This window comes from Streptomyces sp. NPDC002044 (genome assembly GCF_040296725.1).
Classification (GTDB): Bacteria; Actinomycetota; Actinomycetes; order Streptomycetales; family Streptomycetaceae; genus Streptomyces; species Streptomyces antarcticus.
The window spans coordinates 1-23,605 of sequence record NZ_JBEOXU010000101.1 but is presented as its reverse complement, the minus strand read 5'-3'; the positions used below and the strand labels follow the sequence as shown (position 1 = coordinate 23,605).

Genomic DNA, 23,605 nt, shown 5'->3' with positions numbered 1-23,605 from the left:
CCGCGGGTCCACCCCTCCCGGGGCCCGGGGTGGGGGGGCCCCCGGCCCGCGCCGGTTAGGGGCCCCCCCCCCACGACCGGGGCCGGTCCGGCCCCGGACTACGACCAGGTGGCGACGAAGTAGCCGACTCCGTACGGCGCGTCCTCGTACAGCAGGCGCCCGTCGAGGCCCGCGTCCTCGGCGGCGCCCGCCAGGACCTGCCACGGAGCCCGGCCGGCGGCCTGGAGTTCGGCCGCGAGCCCGGGGTCGAGGGCGGCGAGGGCGGCGGTGTCGGCGGCGCCGAGCGCGCGGCCCGCGGCCGCGTCGAAGGCGGCGGCCCGCTCGTCGAGGTAGCCGGGGGCCTTCAGGGTCCGGCAGGCGCTGCCGTCGCCCATCACGAGCAGCGCGACGCGGGTGTCCCGGGCGGCGAGTTCCCGGCCGGCCCGCAGGCAGGCGGCGGTGTCCAGGGGCTCCGCGACGCCGAACCCCTCCACCGGGGCGGCGCCCCAGCGGGCGTGCGCCAGCAGCCAGGCGCCCACGGCGAGGGAGGGGGGCAGCAGGCGCGGCCCCTCGTCACCCTCCCCGAGCTGTACGTCCGCCCCGGCCCCGAAGCCCCGGAAGGTGCCCCGGGCACCCTGCGGGTAGGGCCCGCGGTGGTCCTCGTCGGCGGTCCCGACGACGACCAGCAGATCGGGGCGCGAGGCGGCGAGCACGGCGAGGGCGTCGGAGCAGGCGGTGCGGGCGTCGCCGAGTTCGGCGGCGGCCCCCGCCGCGACCTCGGGCACGAGCAGCGGCGGGGCGGGGCATACTGCGGCGGCAACAAGCATGATCGGCAGCCTAACGCGGTCCCGCGGGGCGAACCCGGCGGCGGCCCGCCGAGCGCGCCCCGGTGAGCGGCCCCGGCGGCGGCCAGGCGAGCGCGGTCCCGTCAGCCCTGCGCGACCGCGCAGCCGGAGGTGACGGCCGGCAGGGGCGCCGGGACGCCCAGCGTCGGGATGCCGAGCATGACGCCCGCCGGGCCGGCCGGTGCGGCGTTGCGCTTCTCCCAGGCGTCGCCGGACCGGGTGCGGCGCACGGAGTGCGTCGGGCCCTCGGCCAGCAGGTGGTGCGGGGCGGCGTAGGTGATGTCCACGGTGACCACGTCGCCGGGGCGGACCTGCGCCTCCGGCTTCGTGAAGTGGACCAGGCGGTTGTCGGGGGCGCGGCCGGAGAGGCGGTGCGTGGCGCCGTCCTTGCGGCCCTCGCCCTCCGCGACCATGACCTCCAGGGTGCGGCCGACCTGCTTCTTGTTCTCCTCCCAGGAGATCTCCTCCTGGAGGGCGACCAGCCGCATGTAACGCTCCTGGACGACCTCCTTGGGGATCTGCCCGTCCATGTCGGCGGCGGGGGTGCCGGGCCGCTTGGAGTACTGGAAGGTGAAGGCGTTCGCGAAGCGGGCCTCGCGCACGGCGTGCATCGTCTGCTGGAAGTCCTCCTCCGTCTCACCGGGGAAGCCCACGATGATGTCGGTGGAGATGGCGGCGTGCGGGATGGCGGCCCGGACCTTCTCGATGATGCCGAGGAAGCGCTTCTGGCGGTACGAGCGTCGCATCGCCTTCAGGATCGCGTCGGAGCCGGACTGCATCGGCATGTGGAGCTGCGGCATGACGTTCGGGGTCTGCGCCATCGCCTCGATCACGTCGTCCGTGAAGTCGCGCGGGTGCGGGGAGGTGAAGCGGACCCGCTCCAGGCCCTCGATCTGCCCGCAGGCGCGCAGCAGCTTGCCGAACGCCTCGCGGTCGCCGAGGTCGGACCCGTAGGCGTTCACGTTCTGGCCGAGCAGGGTGATCTCCGAGACGCCCTCGGCGACCAGCGCCTCGACCTCGGCGAGGATGTCGCCGGGACGGCGGTCCTCCTCCTTGCCGCGCAGCGCGGGGACGATGCAGAAGGTGCAGGTGTTGTTGCAGCCGACGGAGATCGAGACCCAGGCGGCGTACGCGGACTCGCGGCGGGTCGGCAGTGTGGAGGGGAAGGCTTCCAGCGACTCGGCGATCTCGACCTGCGCCTCTTCCTGGACGCGGGCGCGCTCCAGCAGCACGGGGAGCTTGCCGATGTTGTGCGTGCCGAACACGACGTCGACCCAGGGGGCCCGCTTGACGATCGTGTCGCGGTCCTTCTGGGCGAGGCAGCCGCCGACCGCGATCTGCATGCCGGGGCGCCTGGTCTTCATCGGGGCGAGCCGGCCGAGGTTGCCGTACAGCTTGTTGTCGGCGTTCTCGCGCACGGCGCAGGTGTTGAACACGACGACGTCGGCGTCGCCGTCGGAGCCCTCGGGGGCGCGCGTGTAGCCCGCGCCCTCCAGCAGACCGGACAGCCGCTCGGAGTCGTGCACGTTCATCTGGCACCCGTAGGTGCGCACCTCGTATGTTCCCTTGACGTCCACTGCCGTGCTCCGGTCGCTGCTGCTGGTCATACGACAAGGGTAGGCGGTACCCGGGAGCCCTCCGGTCCCCCGTGCGGCCTGCCCCGCGGCAGGCGGCGGGGCGAAGAGGACGGACAGCAGGTCCTGGGCGTAGCCGCACGCCGGGCCGCCCTCGCCGGGGGGAGCGGCCGGGGTCGTCGGCGCGCGGCCGGACGCCGGCCAGGTCCACCCCGAAGAAGCGCAGGCCGCGCGGGGTGACGGCGGCCGGGTCGGGCTGCTGCGGGGGTCCGGCCGGGCCCGCCGCGCGGGAGCTGCTGGGACGGCTGCGGGCGGGGGTCCGGGAGGGCGCGCCGTGACAGGACGGCGGGCGGGTGGCAGGATCGCGGCCATGCCTCTCGTACCGCCCCGGATCAGCAGGCGCCACGCCCTGCGGGCCCTGGTGGCCGTCCTGGCCGTGCTCGGGGTCCTGGCGTGGTGGCTGAAACCGTTCAGCGCGCCGGAGCTGAAGGGCGAGCTGGCCTTCAGCACGGGTGTCCGCACCGGGGTCTACCACCGCTACGGACAGTTGCTGGAGCAGGAGCTGCGGCAGGACATGCCCGAGGTGAAGGTGCGGCTGGACCCCAGCGAAGGCTCGCAGCAGAACCTCCGGCGGATCGCCTCCGGTGAGGCGGACTTCACGGTGGCGACGGCGGACGCGGTCGCCAAGTACCGGCAGGACGGGAAGCCCGGCGCGGCCTGGCTGCGCGGGGTCGCCCGGCTCTACGACGACTACGTCCAGCTGGTGGTTCCCGCGGGCTCCCCGGTGCAGTCGGCACGGGACCTGCGCGGGAAGCGGGTGGCGGTCGGCCAGGACGGTTCCGGGGTGCGGCTCATCTCGGAACGGCTGCTGACGGCGGCCAAACTGGACCCGCGCCGCGACATCACCCCGGTGTCCATCGGCATCGACACCATGCCGGCCGAGCTGGAGGCGGGCCGGATCGACGCGTTCTTCTGGTCCGGGGGCCTGCCGACGAACGCGGTGCGCGAGCTGTCGGAGCGGTTCGAGATCCGGCTCGTGCAGCTGGGCGACCTGGTGGAGCAGCTCCAGGCGAGCGGGAGCCCGGCCCGCTACTACCGGGCGGCCGTGATGCCGCAGGACGCGTACACGCTGGCCCGCAACACCAGCGCGGTGGCGACGCTGGCCGTACCGAACCTGCTGGTGACCACGGAGAAGGCGGATCCGGAGCTGACCGAGCAGTTCACCCGGACCGTGATCCTCAGCCGCGACGGGATCGGGCACGAGGTGCACGCCGCGCAGCTGGTGGACCTGCGTACGGCGATCTACACCGACCCGCTGGACCTGCACGAGGGTGCCCGGCGCTACTACCGCTCGGTCAAGCCGTAGCGCCGCGCGCCGCTCAGTGCTTTCCCGGGCCCCTCACGCCCCTCGGGCCGGCAGCAGCATCGTCGCCGCCGCTGCCGCGCCGATCAGCCCGGCGTCGGTGCCCAGGGCCGCCGGGACCACCCGCAGCTCCTTGACGAAGGAGAGCGTGGCGTAGGCGGCCAGGTGGCGGCGGACCGGGGCGAAGAGGGTGTCGCCGGAGGCGGCGACACCGCCCCCGATGACCGCGATGTCCGTTTCGACGAGGGTCGCGGTGGCCGCGATGGCCGCGGCCAGGGCGCGGCCGGCCCGGTCGAAGGCGGCCCGGGCGACCGGGTCGCCCGCGTCGGCGGCGGCCGCCACGCCGGCCGCCGTGGCGTCCTCGCCGGGGTTCCAGCCCTGGGCCAGGGCCCAGCGGGCGATGGCCGTGCCGGAGGCGATCGACTCGACGCAGCCGTGGCCGCCGCAGGCGCACCGCTCACCGTCGAAGGCCACGCTGATGTGGCCGATGTGGCCCGCGTTGCCGGTGGGGCCGGGGTGGAGCTGGTTGTTCAGGATCAGGCCGCCGCCGACCCCCGTGGACACCACCATGCAGAGCGCGTTCGCGTGCCCCTGGGCCGCGCCGAGCCAGTGTTCGGCTGCGGTCATCGCGACGCCGTCGCCGGCCAGGACGGTCGGCAGTTCCGTTCCGCGCGCCGCGAGTTCGGCCGCGACGCGGGCCTGGACCGGGAACTCCCGCCACGCCCCGATGTTGACCGGGCTGACCGTGCCCCGGGAGGTGTCCACCGGGCCGGCGCTGCCGATCCCGCAGCGGACCGCCGAGGACCACAGCGGAGAGCCGGACAGGTCCGCGATCACCGCGGTCACCGCCGCCATGACGGCCTCGGCGTCCGTACCGCGCGGGGTCGGCCGCCGGGTGGCGGCCGTCATCGTGCCGTCGGGGTGGACGAGCGCCCCGGCGATCTTCGTACCGCCGATGTCGATCGCCACGGTCGGGCCGGACGCCGGGGCGCCGGCCCGCGCTGCGGGGAAGGGGGCGGTGGGGGTGGTCACGGTGGCGGCTCCAGAAAGGGGTCGGGATTCAGTATGCGCCGCGGGGGGCGCTGTGCTCTCCCGGGGCTCCGGCCCCGGCCGTTCGCTCTCGCGGACCCGCGGGGCGCTGCCCCCGAGAACGGCGAGGAGCTCCTCGGCCGCGAGGTGCCCGAAGCCCGCGGTGTCGCGTACGAGGGCGGTGAGCCGGGGGTGGGTGACCCGGCGCAGCGCGGAGTCGTCCCAGGCCACGAGCGACAGCCGGCCGGGTACGGGAATCCCCGGCTCGGCGGCGACCGCGAGGCCGGCCAGGGCCATCACGTCGTTCTCGTACACGAGGGCGGTGGGCGCTCCGGGCCCGGCCGGCACCCGGCGGGTGGCGGCGGCCTCCGCGTCGGAGGAGTCGGTGACCACCGAGCGCACCTGTCCGGGACCGAGGCCGCTCCGCGCCGCCTGTGCCCGCAGGAAGTCGATCCGGCGGGCCGTGTGGGCCAGGTCGGGCAGCCCGGCGACGTGGACGATCCGCCGGTGGCCCAGCCCGTGGAGGCGGTCGAGGACCTGCGCCGTGGCCCCGGCGTCGTCCGCGCGCACCCGCGGACAGGGCGGCGGACGGCGCTGTTGGCCTGCCGGCCGAGATCCTCGGCCCCCCGGCGGATCCGGGCGCGGGTGGCGTGGGAGACACCCGGCCCGCCGTTGAGCGCGAAGGACACGGCGCTTCGCGACACCCCGGCCTGGCGGGCGATGTCCTTGATGGTGGGTCTGCGGGCCATGGCCTGCCTCATTCGTCCTTCGGTGGGCCGCGCGCGGCGGAACGCGCGGCGCGATACGGATGGCGGAATACGGACGGCGATGGCCGGACCGTACGCGATCCTGCCCCGGCGCACCGCCCGCACCCTCGCCCGCCCGTACGGACGGCCGCCGCACCCGCCCCTGGAGGCGTGGGGCGACCTGCCGGGCCCGCGTTCCGGATCCGGACGCGCACCGCCCGCGCGACGGGTCACGGCGGCCCGGGGAAGGCGTCCGGAGCGGACAGGGAGGTGACGGAATGACACCGCGCCCTTCCGCTGACCTCTCGGTTTCGAGCCATTTCCCGACTGTCGCCACAGCGCATGAGGTGCAGTGCGCATGAGGCACACGAGCCCTTCTGCCGGCTGGGCTGAAGCGCATGAGCAAGAACTCGGCCGAGCCGGGCCGGACGCCCCGTTGACGTGTCTCCCGGGAGCGCGGAAAGTGCGTCGTCCGGCGCAGTCCCCCGAACTCCGACTCCGGGAACCCCATGCACGGCGAAACCGCCCCCCGCACCCTCCGTTTCGGCGCGAACTACACGCCGACGCGGGGCTGGTTCCACCACTGGCTGGACTTCGACCTCGACGAGGTCCGCGCCGACCTCGATTCGATCGCCTCGCTCGGGCTGGACCACATCCGTGTCTTCCCCTTGTGGCCGGTCTTCCAGCCGAACCGGACCCTGATCCGTCCGCGCGCGGTCGGGCAACTGCTCGCGCTGGCCGACGCGGCCGCCGAGCGCGGCCTCGACGTCAACGTGGACGGTCTGCAAGGGCACGTGTCGAGCTTCGACTTCCTGCCCTCCTGGACGAGGACCTGGCACCGGCGCAGCATCTTCGCCGATCCGGAGGTGGTGACCGCGCAGGAGGAGTACCTGCGTACGCTGGCCGCCGCCCTCGCCGACCGGCCGAACTTCCTGGGCATGACCGTGGGCAACGAGATCAACCAGTTCGCCGACGACCCGCACCCCGACCCTGACCGGATCACCCGCGAGCAGGCCGGACGCTGGCTGGAGCGGATGCTCGCCGCCTGCGAGCGGGGCGCACCCGGCCGGTCCCACGTCCACGCCGAGTACGACGCCGTCTGGTACCGCGACGGGCACCCCTTCACCGCGGCCCAGGCCGCGCGGCTGGGGGCGGCCACCACGGTGCACTCCTGGGTGTTCAACGGCACCGCGCAGCGCCACGGCCCGTCGGGGACGGCGACCGAGCACCACGCCGCGTACCTGATCGAGCTGTCGAAGGCCTGGGCCCTGGACCCGCACCGGCCGGTGTGGCTCCAGGAGGCCGGGGCGCCCGCGCCGCTGATCCGGCCGGGGCGGGCGGCGCGCTTCACCGAGGCGACCGTGGCGAATGCCCTGGACTGCGCGGACGTGTGGGGAGTGACCTGGTGGTGCTCGCACGACGTGTCCCGTGAGCTGGCGGACTTCCCGGAACTGGAATACGGCCTCGGGCTGCTCACCGCCGACCGGCGGATCAAACCGGCCGGCGCGGCCATCGCCCGGATCGCCGCGCGGTGGCGGGGCCGGGAGCACCGGCCCGCCGTACGGACCACCGCGCTGGCCGTGGACGTCGGAGGGGCGGAGGAGGCCCCACGGCGCTCGGTGTGCGCGCCGGGCGGGGCCTTCTTCGAGACCTGGGCGGCGCTCACGGCCGACGGGGTCCGCCCGGCGGTGGTGCTGGCCGAGCGGGCCGGGGACCGCGCCCACCTGGCGGCGCGCGGCATCACGGAGGTGGTCCACGCCCCGCCCCCCGCCTGACGGCCGCACGCGCCGGACGCCCGCCGCCCTCGCGGCCCCGGCCGCCGTTCCGGCCTGCACCCCGGCCCGTACCCCGGTCCGTACCCCGGCCCCGTGTCAGCCCGCCCGCCCCTCCGGAGGAGCCCCGCATGTCCGAGACCGGCCCCGGCGTCGACCCTCGTACCGCCGCTGTCACCCCCGCCCGGGCCCCCGTACGCCCGACCCGGCGCGGTGTGCTCGCCGCGGGAGCCGGCGCCGGGGCCGGCGGCCTCGCCCTGCTCGGCCCGCCCCCCACGGCCCGGGCGGTGCCCGCCGCCCCGGCCCCGCCCGGGCCGGTCCCCGCCGCCGCCGCCCTGACCCCGTACGCCTCCTACTGGTTCCCGGACTCGCTCCCCGCCGGCACGCCCGGCCCGGGCATCGTGTGGCGCTCGCTCAAGCGGTGGACTCCGGAGTCGGACCCCGACCTCGCCCACAACACCGCCACCGTGCCGCTCGCCCCCCGCTTCACCCCGGTCGCGCCCCATCCGGGCGCCCGCGCCGGGCAGGCCCGGATCTCCTCCCTCGTCTCCTTCGGGCCGACCGCGCGGAACCCGTCGCAGGGCTCCCCGACCGCCGACTCCTACGCCCTCACGCACTGGGCGTACATCGACGAGCTGGTCTTCTGGGGCGGTTCCGCCGGCGAGGGGATCGTGCTGGCCCCGAACGCCCCGGTGATCGACGCCGCCCACCGCAACGGTGTCCGCGTCCTCGGCAACGTCTTCCTGCCGCCCGTGGCCTACGGCGGCGACCTCCAGTGGACCCGCGACCTCGTCCAGCGGGACTCCTCCGGCCGCTTCCCGATCGCCGCGCAACTGGCCCTGGTCGCGGCGGCGTACGGCTTCGACGGCTGGTTCGTCAACGCCGAGACCGACGGCGGCGACAGTGAACTCGCTTCGCGGATGCGGGAGTTCCTGCGCGCCCTCCGGACGGCCGGGGCTCCGCACGGGCTGCGCACCACCTGGTACGACGCCATGAACAGCACCGGCCGGGTCGGCTGGCAGGGGGCGCTCAACGCGCTCAACCAGGAGTTCTTCGAGGACCGGACCGGCCCGGTGTCCGACACGCTGTTCGTCGACTTCCGCTGGACCCCGGAGCGGCTGGCCTCGTCGGGGGCGCTCGCGGACCGGCTCGGGCGCGGCCGCCACGAACTGTGGGCGGGCGTGGACGTGGAGTCCAACGGGTGGAACAGCTCGGTGCGTTGGGACGCGATCGTCCCGCGCGGGCGCGATCACGTCGTCAGCTGCGGGCTCTACCGGCCCGAGTGGACGCGCGAGCACCTCACCGACCGCTCCCCCGGCGCCTTCCACCGCGCCGACGACCGGTTCTGGACGGGAGAGTCCCTCGACCCGTCCCGCCCCGCGCCCGAGGGCACCTGGCGGGCCCCCGCCACCGTCGTCGCCGACCGGTCCACGGTCGCCGCGCTGCCCTTCGCGTGTTCCTTCAACACGGGCCACGGGGAGCGCTGGTACGAGGCGGGCGAGGTGCTCTCCGACGCTCCCTGGAGCCACCTCGGGCTCCAGGACCGGCTCCCGGGCCGCCGCTGGGTCGTGGAGACCTCCGGGACGCGGCCCACCGTGACCCTGGACTTCGCGCGGGCCTGGCGCGGGGGCTCCAGCCTGCTGGTCGCGGGCCGTCTCACCGCGCCCGCCGCGGTCGGACTGCACTCCACCCGGCTGCCGCTGACCCGCTCCACGATGCTGGAGCTGGTGCACGCCGCCGCGTCGGGCCCGGTCGGGGTAGAGGTCGGGGTGGCCGTACGCGAGCCCGCCGCCCCGGGCGAGCCGGTCCCCTACACCTGGTTCCCGGCGCGGGAACCCGCCCCGGGGCCGGGCTGGCGCACCGCGCGGTTCGGGCTCGCCGCCCTCGCGGGCAGGACGGCGTACGGGCTCGCCGTACGGATCACCGCGCGCGGGAGCGGTCCGGTGGAGTGGCGGCTCGGCGCCCTGTCGGTGCGCGACGGCTCTTCCGGAGGGCGGCCGGCCCCGCCCACCGCGCCGACCGTGGACGCCTCGGCCGTCCGGGACGGCACGGCGGAGGTCCGACTGTCCTGGCGCCGCGCACCGCGCCGGCCCGCCCGCCCCCCGCGGGTCCGGCACTACGAGGTGTCCCGGGTGCTGCCCGACGGCACCCGCCGCTTCCTCGGCGGCACCTGCGGGACGGCCCTGTACCTCCCGGCGGTGCCCCGCGCGGGCCGGGAGCGGGCGGTGGCCTTCGAGGTGCGGGCCGTGGACGAGCTGTACGCGGCCTCCGCCCCGGCCCGCACCACGCTCCCGTGGAGCTAGGGCGCCGCGGGGTCGGTGCGCGGGACGGCCACGGTCACCCGTAGTCCGTGCGGCGGGTTGTTCTCGTAGGAGAGGGACCCGCCGCCCGCTGCGAGCAGGGCCCGGGAGATGGACAGGCCCAGGCCGGAGCCCTTGACGTTCTGGTGGCGTCCGCTGCGCCAGAAGCGGTCGCCGACGCGCAGCAGCTCGTCCTCGGTGAGACCGGGCCCGCGGTCGGCGACGACCACGCGGACGGTCCGTGCGACGGCCTCGACCGACACCTCGACCTCTTCGCCGGACGGGGTGAACTTGAGGGCGTTGTCGATGACGGCGTCGAGCGCGCTGGACAGCGCGATGGGGTCGGCCCAGCCGGTGACGGCGCTGCGGCCGGTCACGGTGAGCCGTACGCCCTGCTCCTCGGCGTACGGCCGCCAGGACGCCGCCCGCTCGGCGGCGAGCGCCCCGATGTCGGTGAGGCTGATCTCCGCGGAGGCGTGCTCGGCGAGCGCGAGGTCGAGCAGGTCGTCCAGGACCTGTGTCAGGCGCTTGCCCTCGGTGCGTACGGAGGCGATCTCCTCGTTGTCCTCGGGGAGCTCCAGTGCGAGCAGCTCGATGCGCAGGAGGAGCGCGGCGAGGGGGTTGCGCAGCTGGTGGGAGGCGTCGGCGACGAACGCCCGCTGCTGTTCCAGCACCTCTTCGACGTTGTCGGCCATCTCGTTGAACGAATGGGCCAGGCGTTGCAGTTCCGGCGGCCCGCCGGCGGCGGCGACCCGCGAGTTCATCCGCCCGGTGGCGATGCCGTGTGCGGCCGCGTCCAGGGTCTGTACGGGCTTGAGGACCCAGCTGGTGAGGCGCAGGGCGGCGCCGAAGGCGACCAGCATGGCGGCGGCCAGCCCGGCGGCGATGATCAGCCAGCCGCGCAGGATCCGGCTCCGCATCTGGTCGGTCGGCGATTCGGTGGCGACGACGGCCACGACGTCGCCGTCGAGGACCACCGGGGAGGCGACAAGCAGTTTCCCGTGCGTCTGCCAGGGCCACACCTGCGGGGGGTCGTGGCTGCGGCGTCCGGCGAGCGCCTCGACGAAGGCTTCCCGGCCCTTGCCCTTCGCCGGGAGCTCCCACCAGCCCGGGGCCCGGGCCATGGCGTTGTCGTCGCGGTAGAAGATGCCGACGCGGATGCCGTACAGCTCCTGGTAGCGGACGAGCTCCAGCTGCAGGGTCGCGCGGCGCTCGTCGGCTCCCGAGGCCCCGGAGCCCTCGGCGTCGACGACGAACTGGGCGAGGGCGGCGAAGCGGGCGCTGTCGTCGATCCGGTCGACCACCACCCGCTGCTGCTGGCCGGCGGCCAGGCTCACGGCCAGCGGGAAGCCGAGGGCGAGCAGCGTGCCCGCCATCAGGATGACGAGCAGCGGGAGCAGCCGGGCACGCACGTCGGGATCCCGCTAGGGGGCGGCCGGGGCGACGAGCCGGTAGCCCACCCCGCGGACGGTCTCGATGAGGGCGGGCATGCGCAGCTTGGAGCGCAGCGAGGCGACGTGCACCTCCAGGGTGCGGCCCGTCCCTTCCCAACTGGTGCGCCAGACCTCGCTGATGATCTGTTCGCGGCGGAAGACGACGCCGGGCTGCTGGGCCAGCAGGGCCAGCAGGTCGAACTCCTTGCGGGTGAGGGGGACGTCGGCGCCGTCCACACTGACCCGCCGGGTGGGCAGCTCGATGCTGACGGTGCCGAGCCGGACCATGGCGGGCGTGCCGGTTCCGGTGGCGGCGGCCTCCTCGGAGGCTCCCGCGCGCCGGGCGACGGCGTGGATGCGGGCGAGGAGCTCGCCGGTGTCGTACGGCTTGGTGACGTAGTCGTCGGCGCCCATGTTCAGCCCGTGGATGCGGGAGCGCACGTCGGCCCGGGCGGTCACCATGATGACGGGCGTGGCGGTGCGCTTGCGGATCTTTCCGCAGACCTCGTAGCCGTCCTGGTCGGGCAGGCCGAGGTCGAGCAGGACCACTCCGAAGGGCGGGGCGCCGGCGGGCAGCAGTGCCTGGAGCGCCTCCTCGCCGTTGCGGGCGTGGGTGACCCGGAAGCCGTGCCGGGCGAGGATCGCGGACAGGGCGGCGGCGACGTGGTCGTCGTCCTCGACGAGCAGCAGTCTCATGCCGTCCCCCTCTCCTCTTCTTGCTCTTCAGCTTCCGTACGCATGGCCACCTGCATCCACGCCGATGCGGAGTCCCACGTCAAGGGGGTTCCGGTGCGGCGCGGCTTCCGTTACGCACCCGGTACGCGCCCGCGGGGGCTCCGCGCACGGAGCGTATCCGGGCGAGGCCGGATCGTTATCCTCAATTCTCCCTCAGATGTGGTGACGTTGTGCGCGCCGCGTCACTACTGTCCTCCCAACCGAGGAGGACGGAGCAAGAAGCCGATGAGCGGAGTATCAGTGACCAAGGACGTGCAGGACGCGGCCGGTGCCGCGGACGACCTGGTCGTACTGAGCAACGTCAACAAGCACTTCGGCGCGCTGCACGTGCTTCAGGACATCGATCTGAGCATTGCCCGCGGTGAGGTCGTCGTCGTGATCGGTCCTTCGGGATCGGGCAAGTCCACGCTGTGCCGGACCATCAACCGTCTGGAGACCATCGACTCGGGCACCATCACGCTCGACGGAAGCCCCCTGCCCGCGGAGGGCAAGGCGCTGGCCCGGCTGCGCGCCGACGTCGGCATGGTCTTCCAGTCGTTCAACCTCTTCGCGCACAAGACGGTGCTGGAGAACGTCATGCTGGGCCAGCTCAAGGTCCGCAAGACCGACCAGAAGGCCGCCCGCGAGAAGGCCGTGGCCCTGCTGGACCGGGTGGGCGTCGGCTCCCAGGCCGACAAGTACCCGGCGCAGCTCTCCGGCGGCCAGCAGCAGCGCGTGGCCATCGCCCGCGCGCTGGCGATGGACCCGAAGGTGATGCTGTTCGACGAGCCGACGTCGGCTCTCGACCCGGAGATGATCAACGAGGTGCTGGAGGTCATGCAGCAGCTCGCCCGGGAGGGGATGACGATGGTCGTCGTCACGCACGAGATGGGCTTCGCCCGCTCCGCGGCGAACCGCGTCGTCTTCATGGCCGATGGCAAGATCGTCGAAGAGGCCGCGCCCGAGCAGTTCTTCAGCAACCCGCGCAGTGACCGGGCCAAGGACTTCCTGTCGAAGATCCTGCACCACTGAGGTCGGGGTCTGGTAGTGATCCGGTGACGGGCCTCCGCCCGACCGGTTCCTGCCGCCTGCGCATGTGCCCGTAAAGCGTCGCTCGTCGTTCAACAACGTCTCATCCGAGGGAAGTTCACCATGAAGATCTCCAAGGTTGCCGCGACCGCGGCCATCGCCGTCGCTCTCGCCCTGACCGCGACCGCCTGTGGCGGCAGCGCCAAGGACGCCGCGAGTGACGGCGGTGCGTCCGGTGGCACCGCCAAGGACAAGCTCGTCGTCGGCATCAAGTTCGACCAGCCCGGTCTGGGTCTGAAGACCCCGGACGGCAAGTTCACGGGCTTCGACGTCGACGTCGCGACGTACGTGGCCAAGGAGCTCGGCTACCAGCCGGACCAGATCGAGTTCAAGCAGGCCGTCAGCGCCGAGCGCGAGAACCTGATCTTGAACGGCGACGTGAAGTTCATCGTCGCGACCTACTCGATCAACGACAAGCGCAAGGAGAAGGTCGACTTCGCCGGCCCGTACTTCCTCGCGCACCAGGACCTGCTGGTCCGCGCCGACGAGACCTCGATCACCAAGGCCGAGGACCTGAACAAGAAGAAGCTCTGCTCGGTCACCGGTTCGACCTCGGCGCAGAACGTCAAGACCAAGCTGGCCCCCGAGGCCGACCTGCTGGAGCAGGGTGGCTACTCCGAGTGCCTCACCGGCCTGGAGAACAAGGCCGTCGACGCGCTGACCACGGACAACTCGATCCTGGCGGGCTACGCGGCGCAGGACAAGAACAAGGGCAAGTTCAAGCTGGCCGGGCTGAGCCTGAGCAACGAGAACTACGGCATCGGTCTGAAGAAGGGCGACAAGGAGCTCCAGACCAAGATCAACGCCGCGCTCAAGAAGATGGTCACGGACGGCAGCTGGCAGAAGGCCGTGGACACCAACCTCGGTCCGGCCAACTTCAAGAGCGAGCCTGCCCCGCAGATCACCGAAGGCAGCTGATTCATCGGTGAGGAGCGTCGCCGCCCGCCCGTCGCGGGCGGCGGCGCACCTCACCGGCCATCCTGGGGAGAGCGCAGGGCATCGTGTTCGATTTTCTTGATTCCGGGCAGTACGACGTGCTCGGAGCCTTCTGGGTGACGGTTCAGCTCACCCTCTACTCGGCGGCCGGATCCCTGGTCTGGGGCACCGCCCTGGCCGGGATGCGGGTCAGCCCGGTCCCGCTGCTACGCAGCTTCGGCACCGCTTACGTCAACCTGGTGCGCAACACCCCGTTGACCTTGCTGATCATCGCCTGCTCACTGGGGCTCAACCAGACCCTCGGCATCGCTCTGGGCGGCGACACGTTCAAGGAGACCGGCTTCCGGCTGGCGGTCCTCGGACTGATCGCCTACACCGGCACCTTCGTCTGCGAGGCCCTGCGCTCCGGCATCAACACCGTGCCCGTCGGCCAAGCCGAGGCGGCCCGCGCGCTGGGGCTGAGCTTCTTCCAGGTGCTCACCCTGATCGTGCTCCCCCAGGCCTTCCGGGCGGTCATCGCACCGCTCGCCAACGTACTGATCGCGCTCACCAAGAACACCACGGTGGCGGCGACCATCGGCGTGGCCGAGGCGGCCCTGCTGATGAAGGAAATGCTCGAGAACGAGGCGCAGGCGGTCTTCGCGGTCTTCGCGGTCTTCGCCCTCGGTTTCGTCCTGCTGACCCTGCCCACCGGTCTGGTGCTGGGCTGGGTCGCCAAGCGAGTGGCGGTGAAGCGATGAGTTCCGTGCTGTACGACACCCCCGGCCCCAAGGCCAGGGTGCGCAACTGGATCTACAGCGGGATCTTCGTCGTGCTGTTCGGGCTCGTCCTGTGGTGGGCGCTGTCCCTCATGGGCGAGAAGGGCCAGCTCGACGCCGACAAGTGGTCCCCCTTCGTCACCGACAGCCGGGTCTGGACCACGTACCTGCTCCCCGGCCTGCTGGAGACCCTCAAGGCCGGCGCGCTCTCCATGGTGATCGCCCTCCCGCTGGGCGCGCTGCTGGGCATCGGCCGGCTGTCGGACCACGCGTGGGTGCGGGGACCGGTCGGCGCGTGGGTGGAGTTCTTCCGCGCCATCCCGGTCCTGATGCTGATGCTGTTCGGCAGCGCGCTGATGGCGCCGCAGTTCCTGGACGTCCCGTCCGACACCCGGCCCTTCTGGGCCGTGGTCACGGGCCTGGTCCTCTACAACTCGGCCGTCATCGGCGAGATCGTCCGGGCGGGCGTGCTCTCGCTGCCCAGCGGCCAGACCGACGCCGCCAAGGCGATCGGCATGCGCAAGGGCCAGACGATGTTCTACGTGCTGATCCCGCAGGCCGTGACGGCGATGCTGCCGGCCCTGGTCAGCCAGCTCGTGGTGATCCTCAAGGACACCGCGCTCGGCGGCGCGCTGCTGGGCTTCGCGGAACTGCTCTCCGCGAACCGGCAGATCTCGGCCAACTACAGCAACACCATCCCGTCGCTCGTCGTGATCGCCCTGATCTACATCGTGGTGAACTTCGGGCTCACCAGCTTCGCCTCCTGGCTGGAGGGGCGGCTGCGGAAGTCGAAGAAGGGCACCGGCACCGTGGTCGGCGTGGCCGATGTCAACGACATGGCCACCGGCGGGAACAGCGGCGGCGGGGCCTGACCCCCTCCCCGGTCCGGACCCCCCGGCGGGTCTGACGTACGGTCAGTCATAGTGCGTGGCCCGCGTGGTGCGGCGGAACCCTTCCGCCGCACCACGCGGCGTTGACGCGACCGGCGTCACTTGACGCAGGCACCTCCAGTGGGTTGCATACGTTCTGTGATCACATACCGGACATCGGGAGCCGCGCCATGGACCCGGTGATCGTCGTCGGCGCGGGGCCCGTCGGACTGTCCCTGTCCCTCGCCCTGGCCGGCCAGGGCGTACCCACCGTCGTGCTCGACGAGGGGCCCGGCAAGGAGGAACCCCGGCCGGCCCGTACGGTCGTCCTGCACTCCGACACCGCGGCCATGGTGAACCGGCTGGGCTGCACGACCCTGCGCGACGAGGGGGCGTACTTCGCCGCCTGGCGCACCGTACGGCGCCGCCAGTCCGCCCAGCGCCGCACCTTCGACGACGGCCCGGCCCCGCTTCACCTGCCGCAGCACGCCCTCACCCGCGGACTGCGCGACGCCGCCGCCGCGCACCCGCTCGTTCAGCTGGTCACCGACAGCCGCCTCGACTCCCTGGAGCAGGACGGCCGCGGAGTGAGCGCCCACACCCGCGGCGCCGAGACGACCTGGTGGCGGGGAAGCCACCTCGTCGGCTGCGACGGCGCCCGCTCCACCGTGCGCAAGCTGCTCGGCATCCGCTTCCCGGGCCGCACCGCCGTGGAACGGCACGCCGTGGCCGCCCTGCGCACCGAACTGCCGTGGCCGGGCGAGGCGTTGCTGCACCGCGGCCTGCCGTCCGGGCCGGACGAGGCCACCGCCCGTCCGCTGCCCGACGGGGTGTGGCGGCTGGACTGGCTGCTGCCGCCGCGCGGCGACCTGGTGACCCCCGAAGCGCTGGTCCACCTCGTACGGGACACCCTCGCCGTGTGGTGCGGGGGCACGACTCCCCCGTACGACCTGATCGACACCGGGGTCCACACCCTGCACCACCGGCTGGCCCGGCGCTGGCGCGAGGGCCGCGCCTTCCTCGCCGGGGACGCCGCGCACCTGCTGGGCGCCCTCGGTACCCAGGGCGTCGAGGAGGGGCTCCGGGACGCCGAGAACCTGGCGTGGAAGCTGTCCCTGGACTGGCACCAGGGGGCCTCCGAGGCCCTGCTCGACAGCTACGAGGCCGAGCGGCGCACCGCCGTCGCGGCCCGGCTGCGCGCCGCCGACCAGGCGATGCCGGTCCTGCGGGCCGGCGGCGGCCTGCGCACGTACCTGCCCGGGGCGTCCCGTTCCGCCGAGTCCCTGCTCGCCGACGGCCACCTGGGGCGGGGCCCGCTGGGCGCGGAGCCCGCGTACGCCCCTCCCGTGGCCGTACGCGAGGTGCCGACGGCCACCGAACCGGGCGGGCCGGTGGCGAACGTGGCGGTGACCGCGCCCGACGGCTCGACCGTGCCGCTGCGGGACCTGCTGGGCGGCCGGCTGCTGGCGGTCCTGGTCGCCCCGGGCACCGGGGTCTGGGACCGGCGCCACTGGCTCGGCGCCGGGCTGATGCCGCGGCTCGCGGCGGCGGTGAGCGCGCTGCCGGTCCGGACCGATCTGCTCGTCGCGGACAGCTACCCGGGGGCCCCGGCGCACACCGTGCTCCTCGTACGGCCCGACGGGCACCTCGCGGCGACCTTCGCGGGGGTCAGCCCGGCGGAGCTGTACGAGGCGGCGGACGCCGTCCGCGCCGGTGCCCCGGCCCCGACTGCGCTGACGACGCCCGCCACGACGCCCACGGCGGTGGCCGACTGACGTCCGCCCCTGGTCGGGGGCCGTGCCCGACCGGGACTCCAGCCGTGATCGATTGACCCTCCCGCGGACTCGTGGTTCACTCGCGAACATGACCGGCAACGACGTACGCCTGTGGCGGAGGGTCCATATGGACCTGCTCCGCTACGCGGGCTGCGTGTGTCGCCCTTCCTGCTGATTCGCCTCTGCTCCGCGCGCCCCGTGCCGTCACCGGCCCGCGCGCACCTCCGCGAACCCCAGGAACGGTCCTCCTCCATGTCTGCACCCACGCACGCCCCCGCTCCGGCAGCCGCCGCCGTCCCCGCACCCGCCGCCCCGGCCGGGGGCCCGACGGCGCGCGAACTCCTCGACTTCGCCCTGGAAACCGCGGCGGACGCCGACACCGTCGCGGCCCTGCCCCTGGACCCGCAGGGCCGCACCTGGATCCGGCTGGACGGGCCCGCCGGCAGCGAGGCCTGGCTGATCGGCTGGCCACCGGGCACCGGCACCGGCTGGCACGACCACGCCGGGTCGCGGGGCGCGTTCGCCACCGCCCGGGGGCGGCTCACCGAGAACTCGCTGGCCGTACGCCTGCCCTCGGAAGGCTGGAAGTCCCTGGAACTCGCTCCCGGAGTGGACCGCCTCCGGCACCTGGACGCGGGCACCGGACGGGCCTTCGTCGAGCACCACGTCCACGAAGTCCTGAACGAGTCCCCGGCCGAGCACGCGATCTCGGTCCACGCCTACTACCCGCCGCTGCCGCTGATCCGGCGCTACAGCCGCTCCGGCCCGGTCCTCACCCTGGAGCACGTCGAGCGTCCGGCGGACTGGCAGTGAGCGCCCCGGTCGGCATCGACGAACTGCTGGAGCGGATCCGCGCGGGCTACGACCGGGTCGGCCCGGAGGAGGCCGCCGCGGCCTCCCGCGCCGGGGCCGTGCTGGTGGACATCCGCTACCAGGCCCTGCGCGAGCGGGACGGCCTGATCCCGGGCGCGCTCGTGATCGAGCGCAACGAACTGGAGTGGCGCCTGGACCCGCGGGGCAGCCACCGCGTGCCCGAGGCGACGGGCCACGACCTCCGGGTGGTGGTGATCTGCAACGAGGGCTATGCCTCCACCCTCGCGGCGGCGTCCCTCCACGCCCTGGGACTCCACCGCGCCACGGACCTGACCGGCGGCTTCCAGGCCTGGAGGTCGGCGGGCCTGCCGGTCATCCCCTCCTGACGCCCCGGGGGGTGTGCCGCGGTGCACCCCGTCGCGGTCCGGCGGGGACGCGGTACCCCCTGGTCACTCCCCCGGGTCACCGAGTCCGTCGGCGTCCTCGCCCTCCGCCTCCAGCGCGCGGCGGACCACCCGCAGGGCCATGCCCTCCGGGTACCCCTTGCGGGCGAGCATGCCGGCGAGGCGCCGGAGGCGCTTGTCCCGCTCCAGGCCCCGGGTGGCGCGGAGCTTGCGCTCCACGAGCTCCCGGGCGGTCTGCTCCTCCTGGTCGGAGTCCAGCTGTTCCAGCGCCTCCTGCACGAGGGTGGTGTGCACCCCCTTGGTACGGAGTTCCTGCGCGAGCGCCCGCCGGGCCAGGCCCCGGCCGCGGTGGCGGGACTCGACCCAGGCTCCGGCGAAGGCGGCGTCGTCGATCAGGCCCACCTCCTCGTACCGCGAGAGGACCTGCTCCGACACCTCCTCGGGGATGCCCCGCTTGGCCAGGGCGTCCGCGAGCTGCCGCCGGGTGCGCGGCATCCCGGTGAGCAGGCGCAGACAGATCGCCCGCGCCTGCTCCTCGGGGCTCTGGGGCGGCAGTTCCTGGCGGTCTTCACGGCCGCGCCGGCCTTCACCGCCCCTTTCCTGCTCCCGCACGGGTCAGCTCTTGGCCACGGCGGCCTTGGCCGTCGTCTTGGCCTTCGACGCGGGGGCGGGCACGGCGGCGGCCGCGGTGTCGGCGGTGTCGGTACCGGCGGCCGCAGCGGTCTCGGGGGTGGCGGCCGCGGTGTCCTTGCGGATCCCCACGCCCAGCTTCTCCTTGATCTTCCGCTCGATCTCGTCGGACAGGGCGGGGTTGTCGCAGAGGAACTTCCGCGCGTTCTCCTTGCCCTGGCCGAGCTGGTCGCCCTCGTACGTGTACCAGGCGCCGGCCTTGCGCACGAAGCCGTGCTCCACGCCCATGTCGATCAGGCCGCCCTCGCGGCTGATGCCGTGGCCGTAGAGGATGTCGAACTCGGCCTGCTTGAACGGCGGCGCGACCTTGTTCTTGACGACCTTGACGCGGGTGCGGTTGCCGACCGCGTCCGTGCCGTCCTTCAGGGTCTCGATGCGGCGGATGTCGAGGCGTACGGAGGCGTAGAACTTCAGCGCGCGGCCACCGGTGGTGGTCTCGGGCGAGCCGAACATCACGCCGATCTTCTCGCGGAGCTGGTTGATGAAGATCGCGGTGGTCTTGGACTGGCTGAGCGCACCGGTGATCTTCCGGAGGGCCTGGCTCATCAGACGGGCCTGCAGACCCACGTGCGAGTCGCCCATCTCGCCCTCGATTTCCGCGCGCGGCACGAGGGCCGCCACGGAGTCGATGACGATCAGGTCGAGGGCACCGGAGCGGACCAGCATGTCCACGATCTCCAGCGCCTGCTCGCCGGTGTCCGGCTGGGACAGGATGAGGTTGTCGGTGTCCACGCCGAGGGCCTTGGCGTACTCGGGGTCGAGCGCGTGCTCGGCGTCCACGAAGGCGACGGTGCCGCCGGCCTTCTGCGCGTTGGCCACGGCGTGCAGGGTCAGGGTCGTCTTACCGGAGGACTCCGGCCCGTACACCTCGACCACGCGGCCGCGGGGCAGCCCGCCGACGCCGAGGGCGATGTCCAGCGCCGTCGATCCGGTGGGGATGACGTCGATGGGGTCGTTCGGCTTGTCGCCGAGGCGCATGACCGCACCCTTGCCGAATTGCCGTTCAATCTGTGCGAGAGCGGCGTCGAGAGCCTTCTCGCGGTCGGTGCCTGCCATGGGTTCCACCCGATTTGCTTGAGTCGATCGCTTCACGCCTTTGACGCTAATGCCTGCCACTGACAATGCGCCTCCACCGCCGGTCCGGCTGTGGATAACCAATCAGAATGGATGTTCGATTTCCCTGTCAAGCGCGCCACGCCCGCCCCCCTCCAGCCACCCCGCGACCAGCGCGGGTGCGGCGCGGGTGCGGCGCGGCCGACCCGACGAAGACACGCATTGACAACCCAGGGTTGACAGTCATTCGACTGTCAACCTACGGTTGCCTCTATGACGAACCCTTCCGTGGAACCCGTTCGCATGACCAACCCGGTACGCCTCGACGACCTGATCGAGGCCATCAAGAAGGTCCACACCGACACCCTGGAGCAGCTCAGTGGCGCCGTCGTCGCCGCCGAGGCCCTCGGGGACGTGGCGGACCACCTCATCGGCCACTTCGTCGACCAGGCCCGTCGCTCCGGCGCCTCCTGGACCGACATCGGCCGCAGCATGGGCGTCACCCGCCAGGCCGCCCAGAAGCGCTTCGTCCCCAAGGCCGACAAGGAGGGCGAGGCGGGGATCGACCCGAGCCAGGGCTTCGGCCGCTTCACGCCCCGCGCCCGCAACGTCGTCGTGACCGCGCAGAACGAGGCGCGCGCCGCCGGCAACACGGAGATCCGCACCGAGCACCTCGTCCTGGGCCTGCTGGCCGAGCCCGACGGCCTCGCCGCGCACGCGCTCGCCGCCCAGGGGATCTCGGCGGACGACCTGCGCGCCGCCTCGGCCGCCGCCCTGCCACCGGCCGAGGCCGAGGTCCCCGACCTGGTGCCCTTCGACGCCTCCGCGAAGAAGGCCCTGGAGCTCACCTTCCGCGAGGCCCTGCGGCTGGGCCACGATTACATCGGCACCGAGCACGTCCTCCTCGCCCTCCTGGAGCTGGAGAACGGCACGGGCGTGCTCAGCGGGCTCGGCGCGGACAAGGCCGGCGTCGAGGCGTGGGTCAGCGACGCCTTGGCAGCCGTACTCGGCTCCACGGACGGGACGCAGCGGTAGAGGCGTGCGCGTCCTCCGTCAGCGCGTACCGCTTCACGTACGCGCCGAGGAACGCCTGCAGCGTGGCGACGGCCGGGATCGCGATCAGCGCCCCGACCGCGCCCAGCAGGGCGGTGCCCGCGATGACCGAGCCGAAGGCCACCGCCGGGTGGATGTCCACGGTCTTCGACGTCAGCTTGGGCTGGAGGACGTAGTTCTCGAACTGCTGGTAGACCACCACGAATCCCAGGACGTACAGCGCGTACCAGGGATTGACCGTGAAGGCGATCAGCATCGGCAGCGCGCCCGCGAGGTAGGTGCCGATGGTGGGGATGAACTGGGAGACCAGCCCCACCCACACCGCGAGCGCCGGCGCGTACGGCACACCGAGGACCGCCAGCAGGATGTAGTGCGCCACGCCTGAGATCAGCGCCATCAGCCCGCGCGAGTAGAGGTAGCCGCCCGTCTTGGCGACGGCGATCTCCCAGGCGCGCAGCACCTCGGCCTGCTTCGCGGGCGGCAGTACGGAGCACAGCGCGCGCCGCAGCCGTGGCCCGTCGGCGGCGAAGTAGAAGGAGAACAGCCCGATCGTCAGCAGCTTGAAGAGGCCGCCGAGCACCGTGGCGGACACGTCGAGCACCCCGCTGGCACTGTTCTGCACGTACTTCTGGAGCCAGTCGGAGTGCAGCATGCTGTCCTGGATGTCCAGGCGGGACAGATTGGTGTGGAAGGTCGCGTTGATCGAGTCGATGACCGAGTCGAGGTAGTTCGGGAACCCCTCGACCATCGCGACGATCTGCCCGGCGAGCATCGAGCCGAGCAGGGTCAGGAAGCCCGCCGCGAAGACGAACACCGCGAGGAACACCAGGAAGGTGGCGAATCCGCGCCGCATGCCGCGGGCCGCCATCCGGGCCACCGCGGGCTCGATCGCGAGCGCGAGGAAGAACGCGATCAGGATGTTGACCAGCAGCCCCATCAGCTGGTGGAAGGCCCAGCTGCCGAGCTGGAAGCAGGCGACGAGGGCCAGTACGAGGACCACGGCGCGCGGCAGCCAGCGCGGCATCCGCTCGCCCGCGCCCGCGGCCGCCGGGACGGCGCCCGGAGGCGGCCCGCCGGGGCGGGCCGGATCGGCGGGCCAGGGCGGCTCCCCGGTGCTCGCGGGGCCGCCGGCCGCCGCGGATCCCGCCGGCTCCGCACCCGCTGCCGTCGCGGGCCCTCCGGCCGCCGAGGACCCGTCGGACGGTCCGGCCGTCGCGCCCGGCCGGGCCGCCGGTACCGGTGCGGCCGTCGAAGCCGTCGTGACCGTAGAAGCCCTTGTAGTCGTCACGCCCGTCGTCGCCGTCGCGGGCACCCCGGCAGCGGCGTCCGGGGCGCCTGCGGGCTGGTCGGTCGTCTCATCAGTCGCTGCCACACGGTCAAGTCTCGCCCACCGGCCGCCCATCCGGCGAAGCCGCGTCCGGCCGCGCGGGATCAGCGCATCGAGGCGGGCACGTCCATCGCGGAACACACCGCGCGCCACACGTCCTTGGCTTCCCAGCCCGCGTCCAGCGCCTGGTGGACGGTACGTCCGCCCAGCTCCGTCATCACGTGGTCCCGCGCGAAGGAATCCGCGTAGCCCGCACCGAAGTGCTCCGCCATCCGCTCCCAGAAAATCGTCAACCGCATGCCTCCAGTATCCCGCCCCGGAGAGTGCACCCGCCCCGTTCGTCCCCCTCCGGCGCACCAGCGCGCCCTACGTTTCTCGCATGCCTGGAGACGAAACTCGCCCACCGGTGCCCCCGGTCCCCCCGGCCCCGGCCGTCCCGCCGCAGGACCGGCTGGCCCGCGCCGAGCGGTTCATCTGGCTCACGGCCCGGGTGCTGGAGCAGCGCCGGTTCGCGTTCCACTTCCTCGGCGCGGACGCCGATCCGGTGGACGCCGCCCTCGGCGCCTACCTGGGCGACGACGGCGGCTACGGGCACGCGCTGGATCCGGATCTGCGCGGCCCGCTCAGCCAGCCGCTGCACACCGCGCACGCGCTGCGGGTCCTGGACGGCCTGGGCCGCTGCGCCGGGCAGCGGATCGAGCGGGTCTGCGGCCACCTGACCCGGGTCTCCACCGCGGACGGCGCCCTCCCGGCGCTCGTCCCGGCCCCCCGCGGCCATCTCGCGGCCCCGTACCATCCCGCGTACGACGACCCTCCGGGCGAGCTGCTGGCCACGGGTCCCGTCGTCGGCCTACTGCACCGCAACCGGGTCTGGCACGCCTGGCTCTTCCGGGCCACGGACTTCTGCTGGGACCGCGTCGAAAGCATGCGCCAGTCGCATCCGTACGAGGTCCAGAGCGCGGTGGCCTTCCTCGACGGCGTCCCCGACCGGCCGCGCGCGGCCGCGGCCGCGGACCGGCTGGGGCAGCTCCCAGGTGTACGAGAACCGCCAGATGTTCGCGGGCATGACGTGCACGGCGACTT

At 73.5% G+C, this 23,605-nt stretch carries 21 protein-coding genes and 3 pseudogenes; 13 read left to right on the top strand and 11 right to left on the bottom strand.

What is annotated here, in order from left to right:
- Positions 1 to 98: 98 nt before the first annotated feature.
- Together ABT106_RS22780 and miaB are read right to left on the bottom strand one after the other, a co-directional pair.
- The gene (locus tag ABT106_RS22780; protein WP_351280275.1) at positions 99 to 806 is read right to left on the bottom strand and encodes a class III extradiol dioxygenase subunit B-like domain-containing protein; all 708 of its coding nucleotides are present in this window, start codon (positions 804 to 806) and stop codon (positions 99 to 101) included.
- A gap of 101 nt (positions 807 to 907) precedes the next feature.
- Positions 908 to 2,431 carry a tRNA (N6-isopentenyl adenosine(37)-C2)-methylthiotransferase MiaB gene (gene miaB / locus ABT106_RS22775; RefSeq protein WP_351280272.1) on the bottom strand — a complete coding sequence of 508 codons (1,524 nt, stop codon included), beginning with the start codon at positions 2,429 to 2,431 and terminating at the stop codon, positions 908 to 910.
- 337 nt (positions 2,432 to 2,768) lie between these two features.
- Between miaB and ABT106_RS22770 the strand changes: the two genes are divergently transcribed.
- Positions 2,769 to 3,764, top strand: a complete 996-nt coding sequence (locus ABT106_RS22770; protein ID WP_351280270.1) for a TAXI family TRAP transporter solute-binding subunit — start codon at positions 2,769 to 2,771, stop codon at positions 3,762 to 3,764.
- Between the two features lie 33 nt (positions 3,765 to 3,797).
- Here ABT106_RS22770 and ABT106_RS22765 read toward each other — a convergent pair whose 3' ends face one another.
- From ABT106_RS22765 to ABT106_RS32175, 3 genes and pseudogenes are all read right to left on the bottom strand, one after another.
- Complete coding sequence (locus ABT106_RS22765) at positions 3,798 to 4,730, bottom strand: ROK family protein (protein ID WP_351280278.1); 933 nt, start codon at positions 4,728 to 4,730, stop codon at positions 3,798 to 3,800.
- Between the two features lie 174 nt (positions 4,731 to 4,904).
- Positions 4,905 to 5,360 (bottom strand): annotated as a pseudogene (locus tag ABT106_RS22760) (substrate-binding domain-containing protein); the annotation flags it as partial.
- Positions 5,361 to 5,458: 98 nt separating this feature from the next.
- Positions 5,459 to 5,539, bottom strand: a pseudogene (locus ABT106_RS32175) (LacI family DNA-binding transcriptional regulator); the annotation flags it as partial.
- Between the two features lie 506 nt (positions 5,540 to 6,045).
- On the opposite strand from ABT106_RS32175, the gene ABT106_RS22755 reads away from it, so the two are divergent.
- Together ABT106_RS22755 and ABT106_RS22750 are read left to right on the top strand one after the other, a co-directional pair.
- On the top strand, positions 6,046 to 7,311 hold the full coding sequence (locus tag ABT106_RS22755) for a glycoside hydrolase 5 family protein (RefSeq protein WP_351280268.1): 1,266 nt from the start codon (positions 6,046 to 6,048) through the stop codon (positions 7,309 to 7,311).
- A 128-nt stretch (positions 7,312 to 7,439) separates the two neighbouring features.
- Positions 7,440 to 9,611 (top strand): endo-beta-N-acetylglucosaminidase, encoded by a 2,172-nt coding sequence (locus ABT106_RS22750; RefSeq protein ID WP_351280265.1) that lies wholly within the window; start codon positions 7,440 to 7,442, stop codon positions 9,609 to 9,611.
- Here the strand turns inward: ABT106_RS22750 and ABT106_RS22745 are convergent.
- Both ABT106_RS22745 and ABT106_RS22740 read right to left on the bottom strand, forming a co-directional pair.
- Positions 9,608 to 11,020: a sensor histidine kinase gene (locus ABT106_RS22745; RefSeq protein WP_351280262.1), complete on the bottom strand. Its 1,413-nt coding sequence runs from the start codon at positions 11,018 to 11,020 to the stop codon at positions 9,608 to 9,610. The two genes, ABT106_RS22750 and ABT106_RS22745, sit on opposite strands and share 4 nt — an antisense overlap.
- A gap of 12 nt (positions 11,021 to 11,032) precedes the next feature.
- Complete coding sequence (locus ABT106_RS22740) at positions 11,033 to 11,737, bottom strand: response regulator transcription factor (protein WP_351280260.1); 705 nt, start codon at positions 11,735 to 11,737, stop codon at positions 11,033 to 11,035.
- Positions 11,738 to 12,001: 264 nt separating this feature from the next.
- On the opposite strand from ABT106_RS22740, the gene ABT106_RS22735 reads away from it, so the two are divergent.
- From ABT106_RS22735 to ABT106_RS22700, 8 genes are all read left to right on the top strand, one after another.
- Positions 12,002 to 12,787, top strand: a complete 786-nt coding sequence (locus ABT106_RS22735) for an amino acid ABC transporter ATP-binding protein (RefSeq protein ID WP_267843525.1) — start codon at positions 12,002 to 12,004, stop codon at positions 12,785 to 12,787.
- A gap of 120 nt (positions 12,788 to 12,907) precedes the next feature.
- Entirely contained in the window at positions 12,908 to 13,762 is an 855-nt protein-coding gene (locus ABT106_RS22730) for a glutamate ABC transporter substrate-binding protein (RefSeq protein ID WP_351280257.1), read from the top strand.
- A gap of 83 nt (positions 13,763 to 13,845) precedes the next feature.
- On the top strand, positions 13,846 to 14,520 hold the full coding sequence (locus tag ABT106_RS22725) for an amino acid ABC transporter permease (RefSeq protein WP_351280254.1): 675 nt from the start codon (positions 13,846 to 13,848) through the stop codon (positions 14,518 to 14,520).
- A complete protein-coding gene (locus tag ABT106_RS22720; protein ID WP_351280252.1) occupies positions 14,517 to 15,410 on the top strand; it encodes an amino acid ABC transporter permease in 894 nt (297 codons plus the stop codon). The genes ABT106_RS22725 and ABT106_RS22720 overlap by 4 nt, the downstream gene beginning before the upstream one ends.
- Positions 15,411 to 15,598: 188 nt before the next feature.
- Positions 15,599 to 17,182 (top strand): FAD-dependent oxidoreductase, encoded by a 1,584-nt coding sequence (locus ABT106_RS22715; protein ID WP_351280249.1) that lies wholly within the window; start codon positions 15,599 to 15,601, stop codon positions 17,180 to 17,182.
- An 88-nt stretch (positions 17,183 to 17,270) separates the two neighbouring features.
- Positions 17,271 to 17,357: a putative leader peptide gene (locus ABT106_RS22710; protein ID WP_311318651.1), complete on the top strand. Its 87-nt coding sequence runs from the start codon at positions 17,271 to 17,273 to the stop codon at positions 17,355 to 17,357.
- 77 nt (positions 17,358 to 17,434) lie between these two features.
- A complete protein-coding gene (locus tag ABT106_RS22705) occupies positions 17,435 to 17,995 on the top strand; it encodes a cupin domain-containing protein (RefSeq protein WP_351280247.1) in 561 nt (186 codons plus the stop codon).
- Entirely contained in the window at positions 17,992 to 18,381 is a 390-nt protein-coding gene (locus ABT106_RS22700) for a rhodanese-like domain-containing protein (RefSeq protein ID WP_351280245.1), read from the top strand. Before ABT106_RS22705 ends, ABT106_RS22700 begins: the two co-directional genes overlap by 4 nt.
- Positions 18,382 to 18,444: 63 nt before the next feature.
- Here ABT106_RS22700 and recX read toward each other — a convergent pair whose 3' ends face one another.
- On the bottom strand, positions 18,445 to 19,011 hold the full coding sequence (gene recX, locus ABT106_RS22695) for a recombination regulator RecX (RefSeq protein ID WP_351280243.1): 567 nt from the start codon (positions 19,009 to 19,011) through the stop codon (positions 18,445 to 18,447).
- Positions 19,012 to 19,014: 3 nt separating this feature from the next.
- Positions 19,015 to 20,145, bottom strand: coding sequence for a recombinase RecA (gene recA / locus ABT106_RS22690; protein ID WP_351280240.1), 1,131 nt, complete (start codon positions 20,143 to 20,145; stop codon positions 19,015 to 19,017).
- A 270-nt stretch (positions 20,146 to 20,415) separates the two neighbouring features.
- Here recA and ABT106_RS22685 point away from each other — a divergent pair, with 270 nt between their 5' ends.
- A complete protein-coding gene (locus ABT106_RS22685; protein WP_351280237.1) occupies positions 20,416 to 21,177 on the top strand; it encodes a Clp protease N-terminal domain-containing protein in 762 nt (253 codons plus the stop codon).
- Here the strand turns inward: ABT106_RS22685 and ABT106_RS22680 are convergent.
- Entirely contained in the window at positions 21,125 to 22,219 is a 1,095-nt protein-coding gene (locus tag ABT106_RS22680; protein WP_502979453.1) for an AI-2E family transporter, read from the bottom strand. The genes ABT106_RS22685 and ABT106_RS22680 overlap by 53 nt on opposite strands.
- 407 nt (positions 22,220 to 22,626) lie before the next feature.
- A complete protein-coding gene (locus tag ABT106_RS22675; protein WP_267726798.1) occupies positions 22,627 to 22,821 on the bottom strand; it encodes a DUF3046 domain-containing protein in 195 nt (64 codons plus the stop codon).
- Between the two features lie 80 nt (positions 22,822 to 22,901).
- On the opposite strand from ABT106_RS22675, the pseudogene ABT106_RS22670 reads away from it, so the two are divergent.
- Positions 22,902 to 23,605 (top strand): annotated as a pseudogene (locus ABT106_RS22670) (hypothetical protein); the annotation flags it as partial.